General features: G+C 73.5%; 14 protein-coding genes and 2 pseudogenes. 5 read left to right on the top strand and 11 right to left on the bottom strand.

Features of this window, described 5'->3' with window-relative positions; genetic code table 11:
- Nucleotides 1-243: 243 nt before the first annotated feature.
- Entirely contained in the window at nt 244-894 is a 651-nt protein-coding gene (locus tag LRS74_RS29935) for a GNAT family N-acetyltransferase (protein WP_277743926.1), read from the bottom strand.
- Nucleotides 884-3,010, bottom strand: coding sequence for a penicillin acylase family protein (locus LRS74_RS29930; RefSeq protein WP_277743925.1), 2,127 nt, complete (start codon nt 3,008-3,010; stop codon nt 884-886). The genes LRS74_RS29935 and LRS74_RS29930 overlap by 11 nt, the downstream gene beginning before the upstream one ends.
- A gap of 131 nt (nt 3,011-3,141) precedes the next feature.
- Between LRS74_RS29930 and LRS74_RS29925 the strand changes: the two genes are divergently transcribed.
- Nucleotides 3,142-3,867 (top strand): siderophore-interacting protein, encoded by a 726-nt coding sequence (locus tag LRS74_RS29925; protein ID WP_277743924.1) that lies wholly within the window; start codon nt 3,142-3,144, stop codon nt 3,865-3,867.
- 148 nt (nt 3,868-4,015) lie between these two features.
- Here the strand turns inward: LRS74_RS29925 and snpA are convergent, their stop codons facing one another.
- Entirely contained in the window at nt 4,016-4,666 is a 651-nt protein-coding gene (gene snpA / locus LRS74_RS29920) for a snapalysin (protein WP_277743923.1), read from the bottom strand.
- Between the two features lie 181 nt (nt 4,667-4,847).
- On the opposite strand from snpA, the pseudogene LRS74_RS29915 reads away from it, so the two are divergent.
- A pseudogene (locus LRS74_RS29915) lies at nt 4,848-5,771 on the top strand (LysR family transcriptional regulator); the annotation flags it as partial.
- Nucleotides 5,772-5,996: 225 nt separating this feature from the next.
- Here the strand turns inward: LRS74_RS29915 and LRS74_RS29910 are convergent.
- From LRS74_RS29910 to LRS74_RS29895, 4 genes are all read right to left on the bottom strand, one after another.
- Nucleotides 5,997-6,452, bottom strand: coding sequence for a cold shock domain-containing protein (locus LRS74_RS29910; protein ID WP_277743922.1), 456 nt, complete (start codon nt 6,450-6,452; stop codon nt 5,997-5,999).
- Between the two features lie 100 nt (nt 6,453-6,552).
- Nucleotides 6,553-6,960, bottom strand: coding sequence for a RidA family protein (locus LRS74_RS29905; RefSeq protein ID WP_277743921.1), 408 nt, complete (start codon nt 6,958-6,960; stop codon nt 6,553-6,555).
- 52 nt (nt 6,961-7,012) lie between these two features.
- Nucleotides 7,013-9,289, bottom strand: coding sequence for a serine/threonine-protein kinase (locus LRS74_RS29900; RefSeq protein WP_277743920.1), 2,277 nt, complete (start codon nt 9,287-9,289; stop codon nt 7,013-7,015).
- A gap of 116 nt (nt 9,290-9,405) precedes the next feature.
- The gene (locus LRS74_RS29895; protein ID WP_277743919.1) at nt 9,406-11,400 is read right to left on the bottom strand and encodes a glycoside hydrolase; all 1,995 of its coding nucleotides are present in this window, start codon (nt 11,398-11,400) and stop codon (nt 9,406-9,408) included.
- Between the two features lie 76 nt (nt 11,401-11,476).
- Between LRS74_RS29895 and LRS74_RS29890 the strand changes: the two genes are divergently transcribed.
- The 3 genes and pseudogenes from LRS74_RS29890 to LRS74_RS29880 form a co-directional block, all read left to right on the top strand.
- Nucleotides 11,477-12,294, top strand: a protein-coding gene (locus tag LRS74_RS29890; protein ID WP_277743918.1) for an IS5 family transposase whose coding sequence is annotated in 2 segments (ribosomal slippage) — nt 11,477-11,819 and nt 11,819-12,294 — 819 coding nt in all. Because the reading frame shifts where the segments join, the coding sequence is not laid out codon by codon here.
- A gap of 561 nt (nt 12,295-12,855) precedes the next feature.
- Nucleotides 12,856-13,632, top strand: a complete 777-nt coding sequence (locus LRS74_RS29885; RefSeq protein ID WP_277743917.1) for a hypothetical protein — start codon at nt 12,856-12,858, stop codon at nt 13,630-13,632.
- 140 nt (nt 13,633-13,772) lie between these two features.
- A pseudogene (locus LRS74_RS29880) lies at nt 13,773-14,878 on the top strand (LLM class flavin-dependent oxidoreductase); the annotation flags it as partial.
- A gap of 109 nt (nt 14,879-14,987) precedes the next feature.
- Here the strand turns inward: LRS74_RS29880 and LRS74_RS29875 are convergent.
- From LRS74_RS29875 to LRS74_RS29860, 4 genes are all read right to left on the bottom strand, one after another.
- Nucleotides 14,988-16,382, bottom strand: coding sequence for a HAMP domain-containing sensor histidine kinase (locus LRS74_RS29875; protein ID WP_277744991.1), 1,395 nt, complete (start codon nt 16,380-16,382; stop codon nt 14,988-14,990).
- 95 nt (nt 16,383-16,477) lie between these two features.
- Nucleotides 16,478-17,185, bottom strand: a complete 708-nt coding sequence (locus LRS74_RS29870) for a response regulator transcription factor (RefSeq protein WP_277743916.1) — start codon at nt 17,183-17,185, stop codon at nt 16,478-16,480.
- Between the two features lie 114 nt (nt 17,186-17,299).
- Nucleotides 17,300-19,531 (bottom strand): MMPL family transporter, encoded by a 2,232-nt coding sequence (locus LRS74_RS29865; protein ID WP_277743915.1) that lies wholly within the window; start codon nt 19,529-19,531, stop codon nt 17,300-17,302.
- 151 nt (nt 19,532-19,682) lie between these two features.
- Nucleotides 19,683-20,489: a methyltransferase domain-containing protein gene (locus LRS74_RS29860; RefSeq protein ID WP_277743914.1), complete on the bottom strand. Its 807-nt coding sequence runs from the start codon at nt 20,487-20,489 to the stop codon at nt 19,683-19,685.
- Between the last annotated feature and the right edge of the window lie 22 nt (nt 20,490-20,511).

Here is a 20,511-nt window from a genome sequence, read left to right as displayed (position 1 = left end):
GAAGGCGGCGGGACCCTGACGGACGCCCGGCCGACGCTCTCGCGACGGGCCGACGGCGAACCGGCAGGGCGAACGGGCAAAGGGGTACCGCCCGGAGCCCCGGCCCGCAGCCCGGGAGGACACCCGCCCGGCACACCGGCCTCGGGGACACGGCCCCCGGCGGCCCGGGCCGGCCACGCTCCCCGCCGCCGGCGACCACCCTCGAGCACAGCCCGACTCACCCCGCCGACCCGTCAGGCGGGTTCAGCCGCGGTTCAGCCGCTGGGCGTCCTCGCGGCTGAGGAAGGCGAGTCGGGCCCGCTTCTCGGGGAGGTAGACCTCGGGGATGTCGATCTCGGGCAGGGTGACCTCGGGGCCGGTCACGAAGCCGGAGCGGACGAAGCGGGCGATGGCCTTCTCGTTGCGGGCGTCGGGTTCGACCACGATGCGCAGCACCTCGGGGTCCGCGAGCGTGAAGCCGACCAGCGCGCGCATCACCGCGGCGGTGAACCCCGGGCGCGCACCGCCCTCGGCGGGGCCGAGCATCAGGTGGGCGCCGATGTCGCCGGGCTGGACCTGGTAGCACTCGCTGACCCGGTCGGCCTCGGGCTGGTACGTCTGGAACAGCGCCACCGGCTTGCCGTCCAGGCGCACCAGGAAGGCGTGGTGGGTGGTGCGGGAGTCCAGGTCCTGGTAGATCTCCCGCACCTGCTCGCGGCTGAGCTCGCGCATCCCCCAGAACCGGGCCCGCTCCTCCGAGGCCCAGGCGTGGATCACGTCGATGTCCCGCGCGGGGTCCACGGGCGCGATCCGGACCGTCCCGAAGCCCTCGACCGTCTGCTCGTACGCGGCGGCGCGGGCGGCGGGCCCGGTGGCCTCGGTGGTCCGCGGGACCTCGGTGGCCTCAGTCGTCATGTCTCTCCTCGATCAGGTCGTTCCAGTCGGTGATCACGGGGGCGAGCCCGCCGCGCACCCACAGCGGCAGTTGGTCACGGTGGTGGGCGTCGCCCGGCACTCCGGAGGCGCCGAAGGGGACCACCCAGAGGCTGTCCTCGCGTCGCGCCAGGTCCCAGACGTAGCGGGCGGCGGGGCCGCGGGCGCTGAGGTCGGTGGCGCCGGGGACGCTCATGGTGGACAGCACGCAGTCGTGGTCGCCGGAGAGCCCCGGCCACTCCTCGGCGGGCTCGTCCGGCAGGGCCTGCCAGGGGGCGAGCCGGTGCAGTTCGCCCCAGGTCACGGGGGCGGCGTCGGAGCCGGCGGCGGCCTGCTCGGCCGCCACCTCCTCAAGGGCGGATCTGGCGACCTCGGCCCGGTCGATGCCGGGCAGCGACTCGGTGGTGAGCAGGGTCTCCAGGGCGAACGCGACCCGCGGCAGCAACGCCAGCCAGGGCCAGAAGAGGTGCGGATACGGATAGGCGAACGCGGCGGGGTCGGCCAGCCCGGACAGGTCGGGGTGGGCCGCCAGCCGGCGCACCACGGCCGAGCGCACGGCCGCGTACGCGGCGGCGTCCGTGCTGTCGGCGTCCATCCGGCGGTCCCAGCGGAGCAGCCGGTCGCGCAGTCGGGCGGCGTCGGGGCCGAGTCCGCTCACCTCGCCGAGCAGGTCCACCAGGCGCCGCGCGGAGGCCAGGTGGGTGTCGGTGTGGATGGCGGCCATGTCGCCGGCGGACCAGTCGGCGGACGCCGCCAGGAGTTCCCCGATCCGCGCCGCGCGGTGCGGCGGGGCGAACTCGACGCCGAGCGGGCCGGCGAGGCCCCGCTGGTTGGCCATGACCGCGTACCCGTCGACCGGCTCGCGCGGCGGCTCGTGCCAGCCGTGCCACTCATGGCCGGCCTCCCACGCGGGCACGGCGCGCAGCCGGTTGTCGCGGTGGCGCAGCGGCACGGCGCCGGCGACCCGGTGCAGCAGCCCGCCTTCGGTGTCCGCGGCCTGGACGACGTTGACCGGCTCGGCCCACTGGTCGAAGGCCCGGTCGACGTCGGCGACGGTCCGGGCCCGCAGCAGGGCGGGCAGCGCGCCGAAGCCGAGTTCGCCGCGGACGCGCGGGGGGTAGCGGAGGCTGATCGCCCGGCCCGCGCCCTCCGGTTCGGCGGTGCCGTCGGGGCCCTCGGTGTGCTCCGGGCCCCCGACGATGACGGGCCCGCGCTCGGTCTCGATGATCTCGACCTGGACCGGGTCTCCGTTCGCGACCTCGATGGTCTCGACGTGCCGCGTGGCGGGGCGCCAGCCGTCCGGGCCGAGGGCCTCCACCTCGTCGGCGCCCGCGCCACGGCGCAGCCGCTCCCGGTAGAGGTCCTGGTAGTCGGCCATGGCGTTGGTGATGGCCCAGGCGACGCCGCCGGTGTGGCCGAAGTGGGCGAGGCCGGGGACGCCGGGCACGGCGAGTCCGACCACGTCGTACTCGGGGCAGGCCAGGTGGATCTGCTGGTAGACGCCGGGGTCCTCGATGAAGCGGTGCGGGTCGCCGGCGATGACGGCGGCGCCGGTGGCGGTGCGTTCGCCGGCCACCAGCCAGCCGTTGCTGCCCGAGGTGCCGGGGCCGTCGGTGGCGAACAGTTCGATGGCCTCGTCCCCGAGCCGGCGGGCCACCTCCTCGCGCCACAGCTTGGTGGGGAAGCCGGCGAAGAGGATGTGGGTGGAGAGCCAGACCCCCAGCGGGGTCCAGGGCTCCCAGTGTCCGGGGGTCAGTCCGGTGGCGGCGAACTGGGGGGCGCGGCTGGCCCCGGCCGCGAGCCCGGCGTTGACCCCGTCGACGTAGGCGGTGACCCAGGCGGCGGTGTCGGCGTCGAGGGAGCGGAAGCAGCGCCGCGCGGTGTCCTCGAGCCGGGCCTGCCGGGCGAAGCGGTCCCAGCCGACGGCTTCGGCGCCCAGGAAGGCGGCCGTGGTGCCCCGCACGCGGTGCCGCTCGACCTCGAGCTGCCAGGCCCGGTCCGTGGCGGCGTTACGGCCCTGGGCGAAGGCGAGCTCGTGCGGGCTGCCCGCGCGGAGATGGGGGATCCCCCAGGCGTCCCGATAGACCTCGGTACTCACACGTAACTCCCCATCTCCTTTAGGTTAGGCTGGCCTAACCTAAAGGACCGTTGCACGGAAAACAATTTCGCACGGGGATTCGCACGGGAAGACACCCGACCGATGTCCCGGTCGATGGGGAGGAGCAGGCAGTGGGACATGGCTGGGAGGGCGTCGTCCTCAAGCTGATGCGAGGCAAGGACTTCGTGTTCACGGTGACCGGCGCCGAGCAGGTCACCGAGCGGTACCGTCGGGTGTCGTTCACCGACGGCGGGATGCTCGCCGCCACCGGGGTGCACCCGACCATGTGGGTGCGGATGTGGTTCCAGAACTCGGGCAAGCCGCACCAGCGCGCCTACACCCTGGTGGACCCCGATCCGGCCGCCGGCACCTTCAGCCTGGAGTTCGCGCTGCACGACGGCCGCGCCAGCGACTGGGCGCGGGAGGTCGAGCCCGGTGACACGATCGAGGCGACCGTCCAGGGCACCGGCTTCACGATGCCCGACCCGCTGCCCTCCCGGCTGTTCGTGATCGGCGACCCGGCGTCGCTGCCGGCCGTCAACTCGCTGCTCGACGCGGCCGGCGAGGTGCCCGCGACCGTCTGGTTCGAGACGCCGCACGCCTCCGACCGCGAGCTGCCCTTCCGGGTGCGCCCGGACCACCACGACCTGCGGATGGTGGAGCGCCGGGACGCCGGCGCGCATCTGGTCCGGGAGGTGAAGGCGGCGCTGCCGGGGCTTCTCGCGGACACGGCCGACGCCTACGTCTGGATCGCCTGCGACGCCCTGACCACCCGCACCCTGACCTCGTTCGTGCGCAAGGAGCTGGGACTGCCCAAGGACCGGGTCAACGCCCTCGGCTACTGGCGCACGGTCTGAGCCGCCCGCCCCGAGAACGACACCGTGCCCGCCCGGCGAGTTCGCCGGGCGGGCACGGTGCTTGTGTGGGGAGAGTGCATGGGGGCTTCGGTCGTACGGCACCCGGTTCACGGGCGCCGTACGCCTCGGCCGTCGAGCTCCCGCGGGGTCAGCCGGCCTTGATGCCGTAGCGCCAGAGGCTGTTCACCCGGGCCCGCTCGGTGGAGTTCGGGTAGGCGTTGGTGCAGGACGGGCCGGGGCCGCCACCGGACATCAGCTCGCTGCACGGGCCGCGGTAGTTGTCCGGCAGGCCGAGCACGTGACCGGTCTCGTGGGCGGTCACGCGGGTGGAGTCGTACTGCTGGTTCTGGCGGTAGTCCAGGAAGATGTAGCCGCGGCCGTGGCCGTCGGTCGAGGCGTACGAGCCGCGCGAGTCGTTGCCCTCGTAGTAGCGGAAGTCCGCGTTCGAGCCTTCCTGGAGCTTCACGTTGGAGACCGAGGAGTTCCAGATCTGCGCGCTACGGGATATCTGGGCGCGGAAGCTGGGCGCGCTGGAGGCGTTGTAGACCACGGTGACGGCCGTGGCGCCCGGGTTGGCGGCGCGCTTCTTGGCGACCGACTTCATGACGGCCTGGTAGAACGCCTTGTTGTTGGCGGCGTTCTCCTTCGACCCCTCGTACTGGGCGTACGAGGAGACCGCCGCGCTCTTGGTCGCGGTGGTGGTCTGGGCGGTGGCGCTCTGGGCGGGGACGGCGGCCAACGTGGCGGCGGCCAGGCCCAGTCCGGCAAGAGCGGACAGCGCGGTCCTGCGGTGTCTCATGGGGGGCTCCTACTCGTCTGAGACGGTTCGGTACCCGGATCGTCGGGGACGGTGGGGCCCGTGGGGATGATGTCAACCGGCGATAGCCTCATCGCATCACCGACGGACACCGGTGCGAGAAAGGTGAAACCCGTACCTGAATTCGCTGGTGTGACTCAGGCCACCGCCTTACTCTCAGTGCATGGAGCTGGAGGTGAGACACCTGCGCGCGATCTGCGCGATCGCCGACACCGGGAGCCTGCACAGGGCGGCCCGCCAGCTGGGGCTGACCCAGCCCTCGCTGACCACGCAGCTCCGGCGCATCGAGAACTCCCTGGGCGGGATGCTCTTCTCGCGTGAGCGCACGGGCTGCCGACCCACCCCGCTGGGCAGCGTGGTGCTCAGCCGGGCCCGGCCGCTGATCGCCGAGATGTCCGCCCTCCTCACCGAGGCCAAGGCGGCGGCCGCCCGGGCCGCCGGCCCCCGGCTGCGGATCGGCTCCACCGCCAGCCGCGCGCTGCCCGGTTGGCTGAGCCGGCTGCGGGTGCGGCTGCCGGACACCGAGACCACCCTGAACATGGACGTCTCGGCGCAGCGGCTGCTCCGCCTGGTCGCCGCCGGACAGTTGGACATCGCCTTCGTCCACGAGGTGGAGGGCTCCCCACTGCGCGTGCCGGAGGGCCTGACCCTGGAGGTCCTGGTCGAGCGGGAGCCGCAGTTCGTGTCCATGGCCGTCGACCACCCCGCCGCGCGGCGGCCGGTGGTCGACCTGACCGACCTCGCGGGCGACCGCTGGATGGCCGACCCGACCGTGGACGGCGAACTGGACGGCTTACGACGGGTGCTGAAGGACGCCGGGCTCAACCCCCATGTGCTGCACGGCGACTACCTCACGGCGTCCACGCTGGTCGCCGTCGGCGAGGTGGTCACCCCCTGCCAGCCGACCTCGCGGTCCCGCTCCGACATGGTGATCCGGCCGCTGCGCGGCGACCCGCTGGCCGTCCGGCTGCTGCTGGCCCGGCGCGTCGGCCCGTACCCCGAGGACTTGGACGCGGTCTACGCCGACCTGGAGGCGGCCTACTGGGAGGCGGCCTGGCAGTCCGCCGCGTACCGCCAGTGGCTCATGAGCTCGGGCGTGGACCGCATGCCGGCGGCCGGGGCGAGCAGCCCGGCCGGCCGCCCCGGCGCGGCGCGCGAGCGGGTCGAGGTGGCGGACCGCGGCGCGGCGCGGCCGACCGCGCGGGACGGCCACGCCCCGGCGGTTCCGGGCCCGCTCGCGCCGGTGGCGGGCGACGGCCCCCCGCCGGGGGGCGTGGTGCCGGTGGCGGGCCGCCGTCTTCCGCGTCCGCGGCTAGGGCTCGACCCAGTTGTGTGAGCGGGCGATGTCCAGCACCCGCTGACGGATCAGCAGGATCTGCGCCGCGGTCAGCTCCGGGGCGGCCTTGAGGAACGCCTCCGTCACCTCGCCGAGCAGCTCCTTCTCGGAGAGCACGTCGCACAGCGGCTCGTCCTCGGGCCCGACCTGCTGTCGGCCGGCGCCCTCGACGGCCGGCGCGGCCCGGCGGGTGGCGTGCGCGGCGCCGCCCGTGGCGGCCGACCGGTCCAGGATGCGCACGCTGGACGCCTTCAGGCCGCGGTCGCCGGTGTCGATCTCGAACTCGACCAACACCCCGGGGCGCAGCAGCGACTTGTCGTCCAGCAGATCGTTGACGTGCATGAAGACGTCTTCGCTGGCGGAGGTCGACGAGATGAACCCGTACCCCCGGAACTCGTCGAAGTTCAGGACCTTGCCCGTCGCCGTCGCCACACCAACCCCACAATCACTCGCTGGCCACAATCCACACAACACGCCCAATGCGCCGCTCCATCCTTGCCGCTGCCGGGCGGTGGGGTCAACCTGCGCCGGCTCAGCCGGGCAGCGGCAGCGCGGCGGTGATGTCGATCTCGACGAGCTGGCCGGGGACCCCCAGCACGGCCACGCCCAGCAGGGTGCTGGCCGAGGTGAACGCCGGCGCGAGAGGTGAGGCGAGCAGCCGGTCCCACACTCCGCCCAACACGTCGGCCTCGGAGCTCACCACGTAGATGACGGTGCGCACCACGTCCTCGGGCGTCGCGCCCGCGACCGTCAGGGCGGTCATCGCGTTGGCCACGGTCTGGTCGACCTGGGAGTCCAGGTCGGGCCCGCTGAGCCGGCCGTCACGGGTCAGCGGCATCTGGCCGGCGAGGTGGAGCGTGCGGGCGTGGTCGACGAGGTTGAGGTGGGAGTAGCCGGCGGTCGGGTGGAGTTCCGGGGGATTGATCCTGGTGATCGACATGGGGCGCAGTATCACCGCGCCGCTATCCGTCCGCCAATGCTTTTCGGTGGGCTCAGGCCCGCAGGGCGTGCACCACGCCGTCGTCGTTCCCGATGAAGACCAGTCCGCCGGCGACCGCCGGGGAGGACTTGACGTCCGCTCCGGTGGCGAACCGCCAGCGCCGCTCGCCGGTGTCGGCGTCGACCGCGTAGAGGCTGCCGCTCTTGGCGCCGACGTAGACCACTCCGCCGGCGACCGCCGGAGAGGAGTAGACGATGTGGCCGACGTCGTAGGCCCAGCGCCGCTCGCCGCTCGCGATGTCGACCGCGTACAGGTGGCCGTCGTCGCTGCCGACGTGGACCGCGCCTCCGGCGACCGCCGGGGAGGAGCCGACGCCGGCTCCGGTGCGGAACCGCCAGCGCACCTCCCCGGTGTCGGCGTCCAGCGCGTAGAGGCTGCCGTCGTAGGAGCCGACGCAGACGACCCGGCCCCACATCGCCGGGGAGGACTTGACCGCCGCTCCGGTGCGGAACCGCCAGCGCTGCTCGCCGGTGCGGGCGTCGACGGCGTACAGGCTGCGGTCCCTGCAGCCGACGTAGACGACCCCGCCCGCCACGACGGGTGAGGAGCGCACCCAGGCGCCGGTGGGGAACCGCCAGCGCCGCTTCCCCGTGCGGGCGTCGATCGCGTACAGATGGCGGTCGTCGCTGCCGACGTAGACGACCCCGCCCGCCACCACGGGCGAGGAGTTGACCTCGCCGTCGGTGTCGAGCCGCCACTTCTCCTTGCCGGTGGCCGCGTTCACCGCGTAGAGCGCGTAGTCGGCGCTGCCGATGTAGACGACGCCTCCGGTGACGGTGGCGGAGGAGTAGACGCCGTTGCCGGTGGTGAACTGCCAGCGGATGTCGCCGGAGGCGGCGTCCAGGGCGTAGAGGCTGCCGTCCTTGCTGCTCGCGTAGACCACGCCGCCCGCGGCCACCATGGCGGCGGTGACCGCGCCGCCCGTGGTGAACCGCCACGCCACCCGCCCGGGCGGGCGTCGCGGCTCGCCGGAGTCCCGCCCGGCGGTGTCGGCGCCGTCGCCCTCCCCCGCGCCCCACAGCCGCCGGGCGCCGAGGCCGGCGGCCGCGGCGACGACCGTGCCCACGAGCGCGGCCAGCACCCGTCGCCGCGTGGCCGCGCGGCCGCCCGCCCCGGCGTCGGACGCTTCGCCCGGTGGCGGGGCCGCCGGGTCGACGCCGTCGCGCGGTGGGGCCCCCTTGCGTACGGCGGGCGGCACCGGGCCGGACGCCGTCGGCCCGTACGGGGTCCCGGCCCCGCCGCCCGGTCCCGCCGGGCCCCCGGCGAGGGGCGCGGCGCCGAAGCCGGTCGCCGCGCGGTCGACACGGCTGTCGGGGGGCGCGCCCGGGGCGCCGGCGGCGGCACGGGTGTGCGCGCGGTCGACGGCGTCGGCGACCGGCGTGGGCAGCCAGTGGGCGCCGCGGAGGGCGAGCACCACGGTCTCCGCGCCGCCGCCCGGGGCCTGCGAGGCGGCCTCGGGGACGACGCGCTCGGCCAGCTCGCGCAGCAGCTCCGGGACGGTGGGGCGGGCGGGCGGGGCCTTGGCCAGACAGCGGTCCACGACGGGGCGCACCTCCTCGGGCACGTCCGTCAGGTCCGGCGGCTCGTGGACCGCGCGGTAGCCGAGGGCCGGGGTGGTGCCCTGCCCGAACGGGCCGCGGCCGCAGGCGGCGAAGACCAGGACGGCTCCCAGGCAGAACACGTCGGTGGCCGTGCCCACGGGCTCGCCGGTCAGCTGCTCGGGGGCCATGAAGCCCGGGGTGCCGACGACGAGACCGCTGCGGGTGAGGGTGCCGGCCGCCTCCGAGGCCACCGCGATGCCGAAGTCGATGACGCGTGGGCCGTCGGCGGCCAGTAGCACGTTGGACGGCTTGAGGTCGCGGTGGATCAGCCCGGCCGCGTGGATGGCCTGGAGCGCCTCGGCCAGCCCGGCGCCCAGCGCCCACACCGAGCGCGCCGGCAGCGGGCCGTGCCGGGCGACCGCCTCGGCCAGCGAGAGTCCGGGGACGTAGAGCGTCGCGAGCCAGGGCGGGACGCTGTGCGGGTCGGCGCCGACCACGGCCGCGGTGAAGGCGCCGCTGACGGCCTGGGCCGCGGCCGCCTCGCGGGCGAACCGGGCGCGGAAGCCGGGGTCGTCGGTCAGCTCCGGCCGGATGACCTTGACGGCCACCGCGCGCCCGCCCGGGGAGCAGCCCAGATAGACCTGCCCCATGCCGCCGGCGCCCAGCCGGGCCGTGATCCGGTAGGGCCCCAACCAGCGCGGGTCCCCGGCTGTCAGCGCTTCGACCATCGGCGTTCCCCCCACGCGGTGCCCCTCGGGGAGCCGGCCGCCCTCCCACCGTCGTCATGAATGGTGTCCGGAAACCCTCCCTCCGACACCCGTGGTGGGCGACCGGCTCCCGCGCGTCAGCGGTCGACGGCGTCGGGGCAGAGCCGACGGGGCTCCGTGTCGCCGCGGAGCCTGGCGTCCACGCAGCCGCCGGGCAGTCCCTCGTGGGCGGTGGTGCCGAAGTTGGCGGTGACGGTGAGGGTGCCGTCGCCGAACTCGGTGCGCTGCACCAGCCGGTCGGCGGTCAGGGTGCGGAAGTCGGTCATCGGCTCGGTCCCGGCGGCGCGGTGCAGCGGCGCGAAGTACTTCTGCAGCGCGGCGAGCTCGGCGCCCCGCTTCTCGATCGACGGTCCGTCGAGGACGACGTTGAGGGGGGTGTTGTAGAGCATCGCCAGCAGCGCACGGGTCGTCTTCTGCTTCGGCAGCTTGTCGTACGACAGCTCCCAGCGCTCGGTGTTGACCAGGGAGTCGTGCAGCGCGGTCTCGTACAGCGGGACGCGGTAGGCGGGGTCGTACATCGCCTTGGCCACCGCCGCGGGGAGCTCGGCGGGCTTGAAGAAGACGGCGGGGGCGTTCGCGGGCGCGTAGCCGCCCCACTTCTCCTTGTCCCTCTGGACCTGCCAGAGCCCGTCGGCGACCGGGGTGCCGGAGCCGTGGTCGAAGGCGAGCACCTGGTTGGCCCAACCGCCGGCGGACTCCGAGCCGAGCACCAGGTGGTCGCCGGCGGACAGCCGCTCCATCCGGGCCAGGCGGTTGGCGCGGTCGCGCGCCCTGTCCATGGGGTGGGCGGGGTCGTGGTCGCGGAACAGCTCGCCGGCGGCGTCGACGTCCAGGAAGTAGCTGTCGGCGCCGTTGGCGGTCATGGCCCGGGTGCGGTTCGCGAGGTGGTGGCGGGTGGGTTCGGCCCGCTCGAACGCCTCGGTGCTGAGGTAGCAGCCGCGGTCGTGGAAGCCGGGGACGGGCTTGCCGTCGGCGCCCTGGACGCAGAAGTCGGGGTAGACCGGGTCGGGCCAGACGGAGGTGGGGGCGTCCGCGGTCTTCGGGTCCTGGCCGTTGGCGAAGGAGTCGTACGGGCCGACGAGGTATCCCGCCTTCTTGGCAGCGGTGACGGCCGCCGCGTCCATGGGCCGGTCGTCGGCGTCATAGCCGAGCCACATCCGGGAAACACCCAGCGCGCGCAGCCGTCGCACCCCCTCGGCGGTGCGGGCCTCGCCCCACAGGTAGGCGTGGAAGGCGCCCAGGAGCTTCGCCGTGGCGGGGGTCTGCCGGATCTTGTCGCGCAGGCTGCCGAGCTGTCCGTGCTCCGTGAGCCAGCCGCGGTAGTCGGCGGCGGGGGCGACCGGGGAGCCGTCGGTGAGCGCGAAGGCGACGGTGTACTCCGTGGTGCCCTCGGCGCGGGAGAAGTGGTGGGTGGCGGTGGTGCGCAGCCGGCCGCGCTCGGAGGTGAACCGCAGCGAGGTGCCGATGTCGGTGGGGACGAGGTAGCCGACGCCCAGGCCCTTGCCGAGGGTGTGGCCCCACAGCGGCAGGGACAGCGCCGACTCCATGGCCAGGTCGGCGTCGGTGAGCTGGGCCTCGGAGGAGTTCCAGAAGCGGTCGGCGAGGGGGATGGAGAGCCCCTCGCCGCGCGGCAGTTGGACCGCGGAGGCGGCGCGATCGGTGCCGGTGACCGGCCAGGCCAGCCGGGAGTCGGTGCTGCCGGTGGCCGTGTGGGTGACGAGCAGGCGGCCCCGCTCGGCACGGGCGGTGACGGTCAGCCCGCGGTCGGGGTAGCTCCAGCGGGCGCCGCCCTTCACCGGGGTGGCCCGACCGGGCCTGCCGAGGTCGGTGGCGGTGGGGGCGGACAGCTCCACGGCCCGGCCGCGGGTGTGGGCGGTGACGCGCAGCGATACGGTGTCGACGGTGACGGTGCCGCCCCGCACGGGCAGGTCCACGACGTGCCCGTGGAGGTGGGCCGTCGGCGTGGCCACCGGCCCGGCGTGGGCGGTGGAGACGACGGGGACGCAGGTCAGGGACGCCGCCAGAGCCACGGCCGCGGCGCGGGCGGTGCGGGATGAGGTGATGGTGCGCATGGGGACTTGATAACGAGCGGTTGTAAGAGGCTTTCTAAGACCGTGTCCTATGTGGTGAGGCGGGCGTTGACCGGTCATGGGGCGGGGTACGTGGGACTGGATCGTGCCGGATGGGCTGTGGGAGATCGCGAAGCCGCTGATCCCACCGTCGAAGGTTCGGCCACAGGGTGGCGGCACGCAGGACACGCCTGATGAAACGCTGTTCGCCGCGATCATCTACGTGCTGGTCAGCGGCTGTGCCTGGCGGGCACTGCCGCCGTGCTTCGGCATATCGAAGTCGACCGCTCATCGCCGGTTCCTGATCTGGTCGCGCGCTGGCGTGTGGGGACGGCTGCACGAGGCGGTCCTGCACCGGCTCGACGACGCGGGTCTGATTGACGTGACCCGCGTCGTCCTGGACTCCGCCCATGTACGGGCGAAAAAGGGGGCGAACTCACAGGCCCGTCGCCCGTGGATCGGGGCAAGCCGGGTTCCAAGATGCACGTCCTGTCGGACCAGAACGGGCTGCCCCTCGTCGTCGGCGTCTCCGCCGCCAACACCCACGACAGCGAAGCCCTGAAACCCATGGTGACCGGTCACCAAACGAGACACGATCCCCACCGCGGCCGCCACTTCAAACCCCAGCGCCTGCACGCGGACAAGGCATACGACGTTCCCCATCTGCGGAAATGGCTCCGCGGCAAGCGCATCGGCGTCCGCATTGCACGCAAGGGCATCGAGTCCAGCGAACGCCTCGGCCGCCGCAGGTGGGTGATCGAGCGCACCATGTCGTGGCTGACCGGCTACCGCCGACTCTCGCCCCGCTACGAACGCGATCCCCGCAACTACCTGGCATTCCTCGGACTTGCCGCCGCAATCTGCTGCTACAAGCGACTCGTCCGCCTCACCACATAGGACACGGTCTAAGTGCCCCCAGGCCACGGCCCCTTGCGACGTGCCGGATCAGAACTCAAGGACGTACCAGCCCTTCTTCAGCTCACCGTCCGGGGTGGTTTGAGGTACTGGCATGTGAGGTCCGGGTTTACCGTCCCGGTCCGGTATCAGCCCCGCGTGCCCCAGGTCACCCCGGCGATCGAGCCCTCCTGAGGCCCGCCGGGCGATCCGGTTGAATTCGAGTAGTCATTCGTCCCGCGATCGCGGAATCTCACCACCGCGCGCTCCCGCTGCGCGCCTTCCCAGGACGGGGGGTCGGGCGCACGCTGTGCGCATCGGTGGATTCCGGCTCGCGAGAGACCGCAATCCACCTCCCTGTCGCCCCTCGACTCCCGGCTTTCTGGGGCCAATTGCCGCGGCTGGTGTACGCCGGTGACTCCCCCTCAGGGCTTCGGTGCCCGAGTGGGCCTTTCACGCGGGAATCCATGGGATTCGCGCGGTTCACTCCACCCCTTCCCCTCGCTACCCGCCGCACCGGCCCGTCGTGGACGAACGACGCCGCCGGGCGGAGAGGAGCACCTCATGAAACGGATCTCGCTGCGTCACGGCCTTGCCTGGATGGGCACCGTGGCGCTGATCGCTCTCGGGACGGTCGGGCTGTCGGCCACCTCCGCCTCCGCGCTGCCGTTGCAGTGCGTGGGGTCGGAGACCAGCGGCGACGACAACATCCTCTGCCCGTTCCTGCTGGTGGGGCAGACGGTCAACAGCGGTGGCGGCAACGACTCGATCACGGTCGTCGCCAGTGCCGGTGGCACGGTTAACGCCGGCGCCGGTGCCGACGACGTCACCGTCGGCGGCATTGCCCTCGGGGGCAGCATCTCCACGGCCGGCGGCGCCGACACCGTGACGATCCTCGGCGTCGCCACCGGCTCCCTCGACACCGGTGCCGATGACGACGTCGTGAACGTGGACGGCAACAGCTCGGGCACCGTCTCCCTCGGTGGTGGCGCGGACCGGATCACGGTCCTCGGCACCGTGACCTTCGACTCGATCTCCGGTGGTCTGGGCGCGGACATCTTCAACCTCGCCGCCGTCCTCAACAGCAACAGCCCTGAAGGCGGCGGTGGTAACGACACCGTGAATGTCGCCTCGTGCACCAACAGCACCCTGGCAGGCAACGGCGAGAACGACGTCATCGATGTTGACATCGCCCTGGACTGCAACATCCTGGGTGGCGCGGGGGACGACAGCCTGCACGTGGGCGTGGGAGGCACCGGCACCGTGAACGGCGGCTCCGGCACCGACACCTGTGAGGAGGACCTTCCGTTCTTCGGCAGCGAGATCGCGTGTGAGGTCTGACCCCTCACCCTTCTCCGCACCTGTACGGGCCCCACGGCGCACCCCGCCGTGGGGCCCGTACGGGAATAAAGCGGAGTCGTGCTCCGGTTGTGCTGGCGGGAGACTCCGTAGCAGTGCTGAGCACAGAGAGGGCGCGCACCGTGGCCGAGGAGCAGGGCGGACATGCCGGGGGGCACGACACCATCCGGGGCACGGCCCGCGGCACCGCGCCCGTGCCGCTGTCGGTGCTCGACCTGGCGACGGTGGGGAGCGGACTGACCGTCTCCCAGGCGCTGCGCACCACCACCGAGCTGGCGAAGCAGGCGGAGCGGCGGGGGTTCCACCGGTTCTGGGTGGCCGAGCACCACTCGATGCCGGGGGTGGCCAGCTCCTCCCCGGCGGTGATCTCGCCCACCTGGCCGCGCACACCGAGCGGATCCGGCTCGGCTCCGGCGGGGTCATGTTTCCCAACCACGCGCCGCTGGTGATCGCCGAGCAGTTCGGCACGCTGGAGGCGCTGGCACCGGGGCGGGTGGACCTGGGGCTGGGCCGGGCGCCGGGGACCGACGGCGCCACCGCGGCGGCCCTGCGCCGCAGCGACCGGCTCCATGAGGGCGCCGACGAGTTCCCGCAGCAGCTCGCGGAGCTGACCCGGTTCCTCGATGACGACTTCCCCGACGGGCACCGGTACGCCCGTATCCACGCCGTCCCCGGCCCCGTCCAGGGCACCGTGCCCGGCGGGGTGCAGTCCGCCGACCGGCCCTCGGTGTGGCTGCTGGGATCCAGCGGGTTCAGCGCCCGGCTCGCCGGGACGCTGGGGCTGCCGTTCTCCTTCGCGCACCACTTCTCCTCCGCCAACACCCTCCCCGCGCTCGACCTCTACCGCCAGAGCTGCCGGCCGTCGGCCGTCCTCGACCGGCCGTACGCCTCCATCGGCGTCTCGGCCTTCGCGGCCGAGGAGGAGCGGGAGGCCCGGCGGCAGGTGATGACCGGCGCGCTCTCCATGCTGCGGCTACGCACCGGGCGGCCCGGGCTGGTGCCCACGCCCGAGGAGGCCGAGGCGTATGAATTCAGCGATATGGAGTGGGACTTCGTGACCAGCTGGCTGTCGAATGTCGCATTCGGAACGCCGGACGCGGTCCGCGAAGGGCTCAACGACCTGATCAAGAGCACCAGCGTGGACGAGGTCAAGATCACGGCGGTGGGGCATGGCCGGGAGGCCCGGCTCCGCTCGTACGAACTGATCGCGGACGCCTATGAACTGCCGGCCGAACCGCCGATGGACGTGGCGCTTAAGAAGCGGCCTCGGGGACTGTCTCAGGAGCGGCCTGGGGAACTGTCTCGGGCCTGTGCCCAGGAAACGGCCTCGGGGACTTCTAGGAAGCGGCCTCGGCGGGTTCCTGGGAAGCGGCCTCGCCGGGCAGCCGTAGCCGGAAGCGGGCGCCGCCGTCCTCGGGCCGCTCCGCGGTGAGTTCGGCGCCGTGCGCGCGGGCGATCTGCCGGGCCATCGCCAGCCCGAGCCCGGAGCCGGGCAGGGCGCGGGCCTCGCGGGAGCGGTAGAAGCGGTCGAAGACGTACGGCAGGTCCGCGGCGGCGATGCCGGGGCCGTGGTCGCGGACGGTGAGCTGGACGGTCCGACCGGAGACGGTCCGGACGGAGACGGTCAGCGCCACCTCGACCGGGGTGCCGGGCGGGCTGAACTTGGCGGCGTTGTCGAGCAGGTTGGACAGCAGCCGGGCCAGCCGGGCCGGGACGCCGTGCACCACGCACGGGGCGAGCTCGGCGCCGAAGGAGGTGTTCGGCCAGTGGCCGCAGGCGTCCTCGACGCAGCGGGCCGCCAGTCGGTCCAGCCGCAGCGGCTCCACCAGCGGCTGCGGCTCCTCGTCCCTGGCCAGCTCGATCAGGTCGTTGACCAGCCCGGTCACCTCGCGCAGCTGGCGGCCGAGAGCGCCCGCGGCCCGGTCGCGCTGGGCGGGGGTGAGTCGCTCGGCGCGGGCCAGCAGCTCGGCGTTGGTGCGCAGCGCGGTGAGTGGGGTGCGCAGCTCGTGGGAGGCGTCGGCGACCAGCCGGCGTTGGGCGGCGACGGACTGTTCGAGCTCGCCGAGCATGGTGTTGAAGCTGTCGGCGAGCCGGGTGACCTCGTCCCGGCGGTGGGCCTCGGCCGCGGGCAGCTCGATGCGGTGGGCGGGGTCGCGGGTGGCGGCGATCCGCTCGGCGGTGGCGGTGAGCCGGGTGACCGGGGCCAGCGCCGCGCGGGAGGCGAGATAGCCGAGGACGGCCGCCAGCAGCACCCCGGCGGCGCCGACGGCGGCGAGCAGCCGGCCGGCCCGCCGTACGCCCTGGTCGACGGTGTCGGCGCGGATGGCCAGTTGGAGCGCGCGGTGGCCGGGCTGCGGGGTGGTGAGCATCCGCATCCGGTGGCCGCGCAGGGTGATGTCGCTGTAGTACGCGGCGCGGCCGCCGGCCGCGACCTGGCGGGTGGCCTCGCCGACCGGCAGCACCAGGTCCTCGTCGCGCGGGCCGCCGGGGGTTCCGGTGCGGTCGGTGACGATCTGCGCGCAGGCGGGCGCGGCCAGCCAGACGCACTCCCCGTACAGCGGTCCCGGCCCCTGGCCGCGCTTCTCCTGGTGGACGAGGGTGGCCTGCTGGGTGAGCTGGAGGTCGAGCTGGCGCACCAGCTCGTGGCGGATGACGACATACGCGGCCGCGCAGCCGCCGAGCGCCACCAGCGCCACCGCCGCCGAGGTGATCAGCGCCAGTCGGGTGCGCAGCGGTCTGCGGCCGAGCCGGAGCCCTCGGAGCCGGAGCCCACGGAGCCGGAGCCCACGGAGCCGGGGCCACGGTCGGCGGCGGGGGCGCGCGGCGCTCACCGCTGCGCCAGTTCGTAGCCGACGCCGTGCACGGTGTGCACCAGGCGCGAGGCGCCGCCGGCCTCCAGCTTGCGGCGCAGATAGCCGATGTAGACGGCGAGCGAGTTGGAGCCGGGCCCGAAGTCGGTGCCCCAGACCCGCTCCTGGATCAGCTCGCGCGGCAGCACCTGGCCGGGGTGGCGGAGAAGGATCTCCAGCAGCGCGAACTCGGTCCGGGTGAACTCCAGCCGCCGCCCGTCGCGCACCCCGGTGCGGGTGGCCGGGTCGACGGTGAGGTCCGCGAAGGACAGCAGTTCGTCGGCGGCCTCCGCCGCGGCGGGCTCGGGGGCGGCCCGGCGCAGCAGCGCGCGCAGCCGGGCCAGCAGCTCGTCGAGGGCGAACGGCTTGACGAGGTAGTCGTCGGCGCCGGCGTCCAGCCCGGCCACCCGGTCGCTGACCTCGTCCAGGGCGGTGAGGACGAGCACCGGGGTGCGGTCTCCCAGCGCGCGCAGCCGGCGGCACACCGCCAGCCCGTCGAGCACCGGCATGGCCACGTCCAGCACGAGGGCGTCGGGCGGGTCGGCGGCGACGGCGGCCAGCGCGGCCAGCCCGTCCGCCGCCTCTCGGACCGCGTAGCCCTCGACGGCCAGCCCGTCGGCGACGGCGGCCCGGACCTCGGGGTCGTCGTCGACGACGAGCACGGTCTTGGTGGCGGCGGCGGGCATGGGCGAGGTCTCTCTGTGGCGTGGATCTGCCCACACCCTGCCAGAAGCGTCTCTTAGAACCTTCTTAGGGGGCTCCGCTCGGCGCTCCGCGGGAGGTGGGCGACGAGCCGTCCCTCACCGGCGCGTGGTCGGCTCCGGTCGCCGCGCTGCCGGTCCCTCCTCGCTGAGCGTGAAGCGCTCGGTGCGCCAGGACTTGGGGGCCCACCAGGTGGTGCGGCCGAAGACGGCCATCAGGGCGGGGACCAGGAGGCAGCGGACGATGGTGGCGTCGACGAGCACGGCCAGGGCGGTGCCGAGGCCGAGCATCTTGGTGAGGGAGATCTGCGAGCTTCCGATGGCGATCATGACGACGGCGAGCAGGACGGCCGCGGCGGTGATGACGCCGCCGGTCTGCGAGACACCGGCGAGGACGGCGCCGCGGTGGTCGCCGGTGCGCTGGTAGTTCTCCTTGATCCGGGAGAGCAGGAAGAGGGAGTAGTCCATCGACAGGCCGAAGGTCAGGCAGAACATCAGCACCGGCAGCGAGGTCTCGATGAAGCCGGTGGGGGTCACCCCGAGCAGACCGCTGAGGTGGCCGTCCTGGAAGACCCAGACGGCGGCGCCGAACATCGCGGTGAGGCTGAGGGCGTTGAGGACCACGGCCTGGAGCGGCAGCACGAGGGAGCCGGTCATCAGGAAGACCATCAGCAGGGTGACGACGACGATGAAGAGCAGCGCGTAGGGCAGGAGGTCGCCGATGACGGCCCGGCTGTCCACGAGCATCGCCGCCTGGCCGCCGACCTTCACGTCGAACGGCGCCTCGACCGCGCGCACGTCCTCGACCAGTTGCTGGCTCTCGGCGGAGATGTCCTCCACGTCGTGGGCGGGCCAGACGGTCAGATAGCCGGTGCCGGACACGGTGCGCTGCGCGGCGATGGCGGGGGTGGGCGGCGCGACGCGCTCCCCCGCCCGGTAGCTCCCGGTGGGGGCGTCGACGCGGGCCACCTTCGACACCTTCGACAGCCGCGCGGCGTAGGTGCTCAAGGAGTCGGCCGGGGCGTCCTCGGCCAGCACGTCGACACCGCCGGTCGGGCTGCCCGCGAAGGACTCCCTGATGGTGTCGTGTACGGCCCTGGCCTGTGCGGAGCTGCCGAGTTGGCGGTCGTCGACGGTGCCGAACTCCACCTTGAGGAAGGGCAGCCCCAGGAGCACCAGCAGGGTGGTGACGGAGACCGCCACGATCGGGCCGCGGCGCATCACGCCGCCGGTGAGGGCGCGCCAGCGCCGGTCGGCCGCCGCCTCGCGGGCGGCCGGGTCGCCGCGGACGATCCGCAGCGCGTTCACCCGGTGGCCGAGGAGCCGCAGCAGGGCGGGGAGTACGGTGAGCGCGGCCAACGCGGCCAGGATGACCACGGAGATCCCGGCGTAGGCGAACGAGCGCAGGAAGTACATCGGGAAGATCAGCATCGCCGCCAGCGAGACTGCCACCACGAAGGCGGAGAACAGCACGGTGCGGCCGGCGGTGTGCAGGGTGGCGCTCAGCGCCGCGGACGGGTCGGGGTCCTTCTTGAGCTCCTCCCGATATCGCCGGACGATCAGCAGCGCGTAGTCGATGGCGAGGCCGAAGCCGAGCGCCGTGGTGAGGTTCTGCGCGAAGATCGAGACGTCGGTGAACTCGGTGATCAGGAACAGCACCGCGCTGGTGCCCATGATGGCGATGACGCCGATGGCGAGCGGCAGCAGGGCCGAGACCACGCTGCCGAAGGCCAGCACCAGGATGACCAGCACGATCGGCAGCGCGATGACCTCCGCCTTGACGAGGTCGTCGGCGGTCTGCCGCTGTGCCTCGTTGCGGACCGCGACGGTGCCGCCGAGGGAGACGTCCAGGTCGCCGATCCGGCCCTGGTAGTCGTCGTCCAGCCGGTCGAACACCTTGCCCGCCTGTGTCTCGTCGCCGGTGATGCGGGCGACGATCAGGGCGTGCCTCCCGTCCTCGGCGCGCAGGGCCGGGTCCTTGCGCTGCCAGTAGTGGACGACGCCGGTGACCCCCCGCTCCCCCGCCAGCCGGTCCGCCAGCCGGGTGCCCTGCGCGGCGACCTCGGTGTCGTCGGCGCCGCTGTCGGTGTCGGCGCCGGTGTCGGTGTCGGCGCCGCTGTCGACGAGCATCACCAGGTTCGGCCGGCTGGCCGGGAACTTGGCGTCCATCACCTGCGCCGCCCTGCTGGACTCGGCGGCGGGATCCTCGGTGCCGCCGAGCTTCAGCCGGTCGGTGAGCCCGCCGCCGACCAGCACGGCGCCGATCAGCAGCAGGACGGTCAGGGACAGTAACAACCGCGGACGTGCGGTGATGCGCAGCAGCAGGGACATGCGGTACCCCAATTCAGCCTGGATGCGAGGAGCGGGACTCGGTTCAGGTCGGGTCGGGACGGGCCGCCGCCCCGGGAGCGGGGCCGGGGGCGGACGACCGGGCGCCCCGGGCCGGGCCGTGAGCCCGGTCCGGGGCGCGGCCCGGGTGCGGTCAGGGCTTGGTGACCGCGAAGACGAAGGCGGAGCCGAACTTCACCAGGCGGTAGTTGACGAAGCCGGCCTTCTCCAGCTCCTCCGGCAGCGTCGAGAGGTCGGTGCGCCGGATGCCGGTCAGCTTCACGCCCAGCTTGCTGGTGGGGTAGTCGTTGAGCGCGAAGGTGGAGGCGGTGTAGACGCCGCCCGGCTTGAGCAGCCGGAAGACCTCCCGGTAGGCGGACTGCGGGTCGGCGTACAGGTGCAGCGAGCCGGGGTTGCTGACGCCGTCGAAGACCTCGTCCCGGAACGGCAGCCCGCGCACGTCGCCGCGGACCAGCTCCACGTTGGGCCGGCCCACGGTCTCATGGAGGGCCTTCTTCAGCATCGCCACCGAGATGTCGAGGCCGACCACGGTGGCGTTGGGCACCGCGCCGGCCAGCCGGTCGGTGAAGTAGCCGGCGCCGCAGGACAGGTCGAGCCAGGCGCCGGTGCGCTCCTCGTCCAGCTTCAGCCAGTCGTTGTAGACCTGGAACTCCTCGGCGTAGCTGGGCACATGGCTGCCGAAGCCGGCGAACAGCCGGGCGAAGAAGGGCCGCATGGCGACCTCGTAGAGCCGCACGAACGCCTTGGACTCCATGAGCTTCTGGGCGGTCGTGGGGGCGGCCGGGTCGGGCTTCCCGGCCTCCTGGATCATGTCGATGAAGCCCTCGGTCGCCGTGGAGGTGCGGACGCAGGAGGTGCAGGCGATCTCCAGGGCCGAGGTGCGCTCGATCGTTCCCGCGCAGGCGGGACAGGCGAGGAGATCCAGCAGCTGGACCGGCATGGGTGGTTCTCGCTTTCCTTGA

Origin of the sequence: Streptomyces sp. LX-29 (assembly GCF_029541745.1) — a bacterium.
GTDB lineage: Bacteria > Actinomycetota > Actinomycetes > Streptomycetales > Streptomycetaceae > Streptomyces.
Note: the sequence above shows the minus strand (reverse complement) of the source record. Positions and strands in the feature narration are given on the sequence as shown.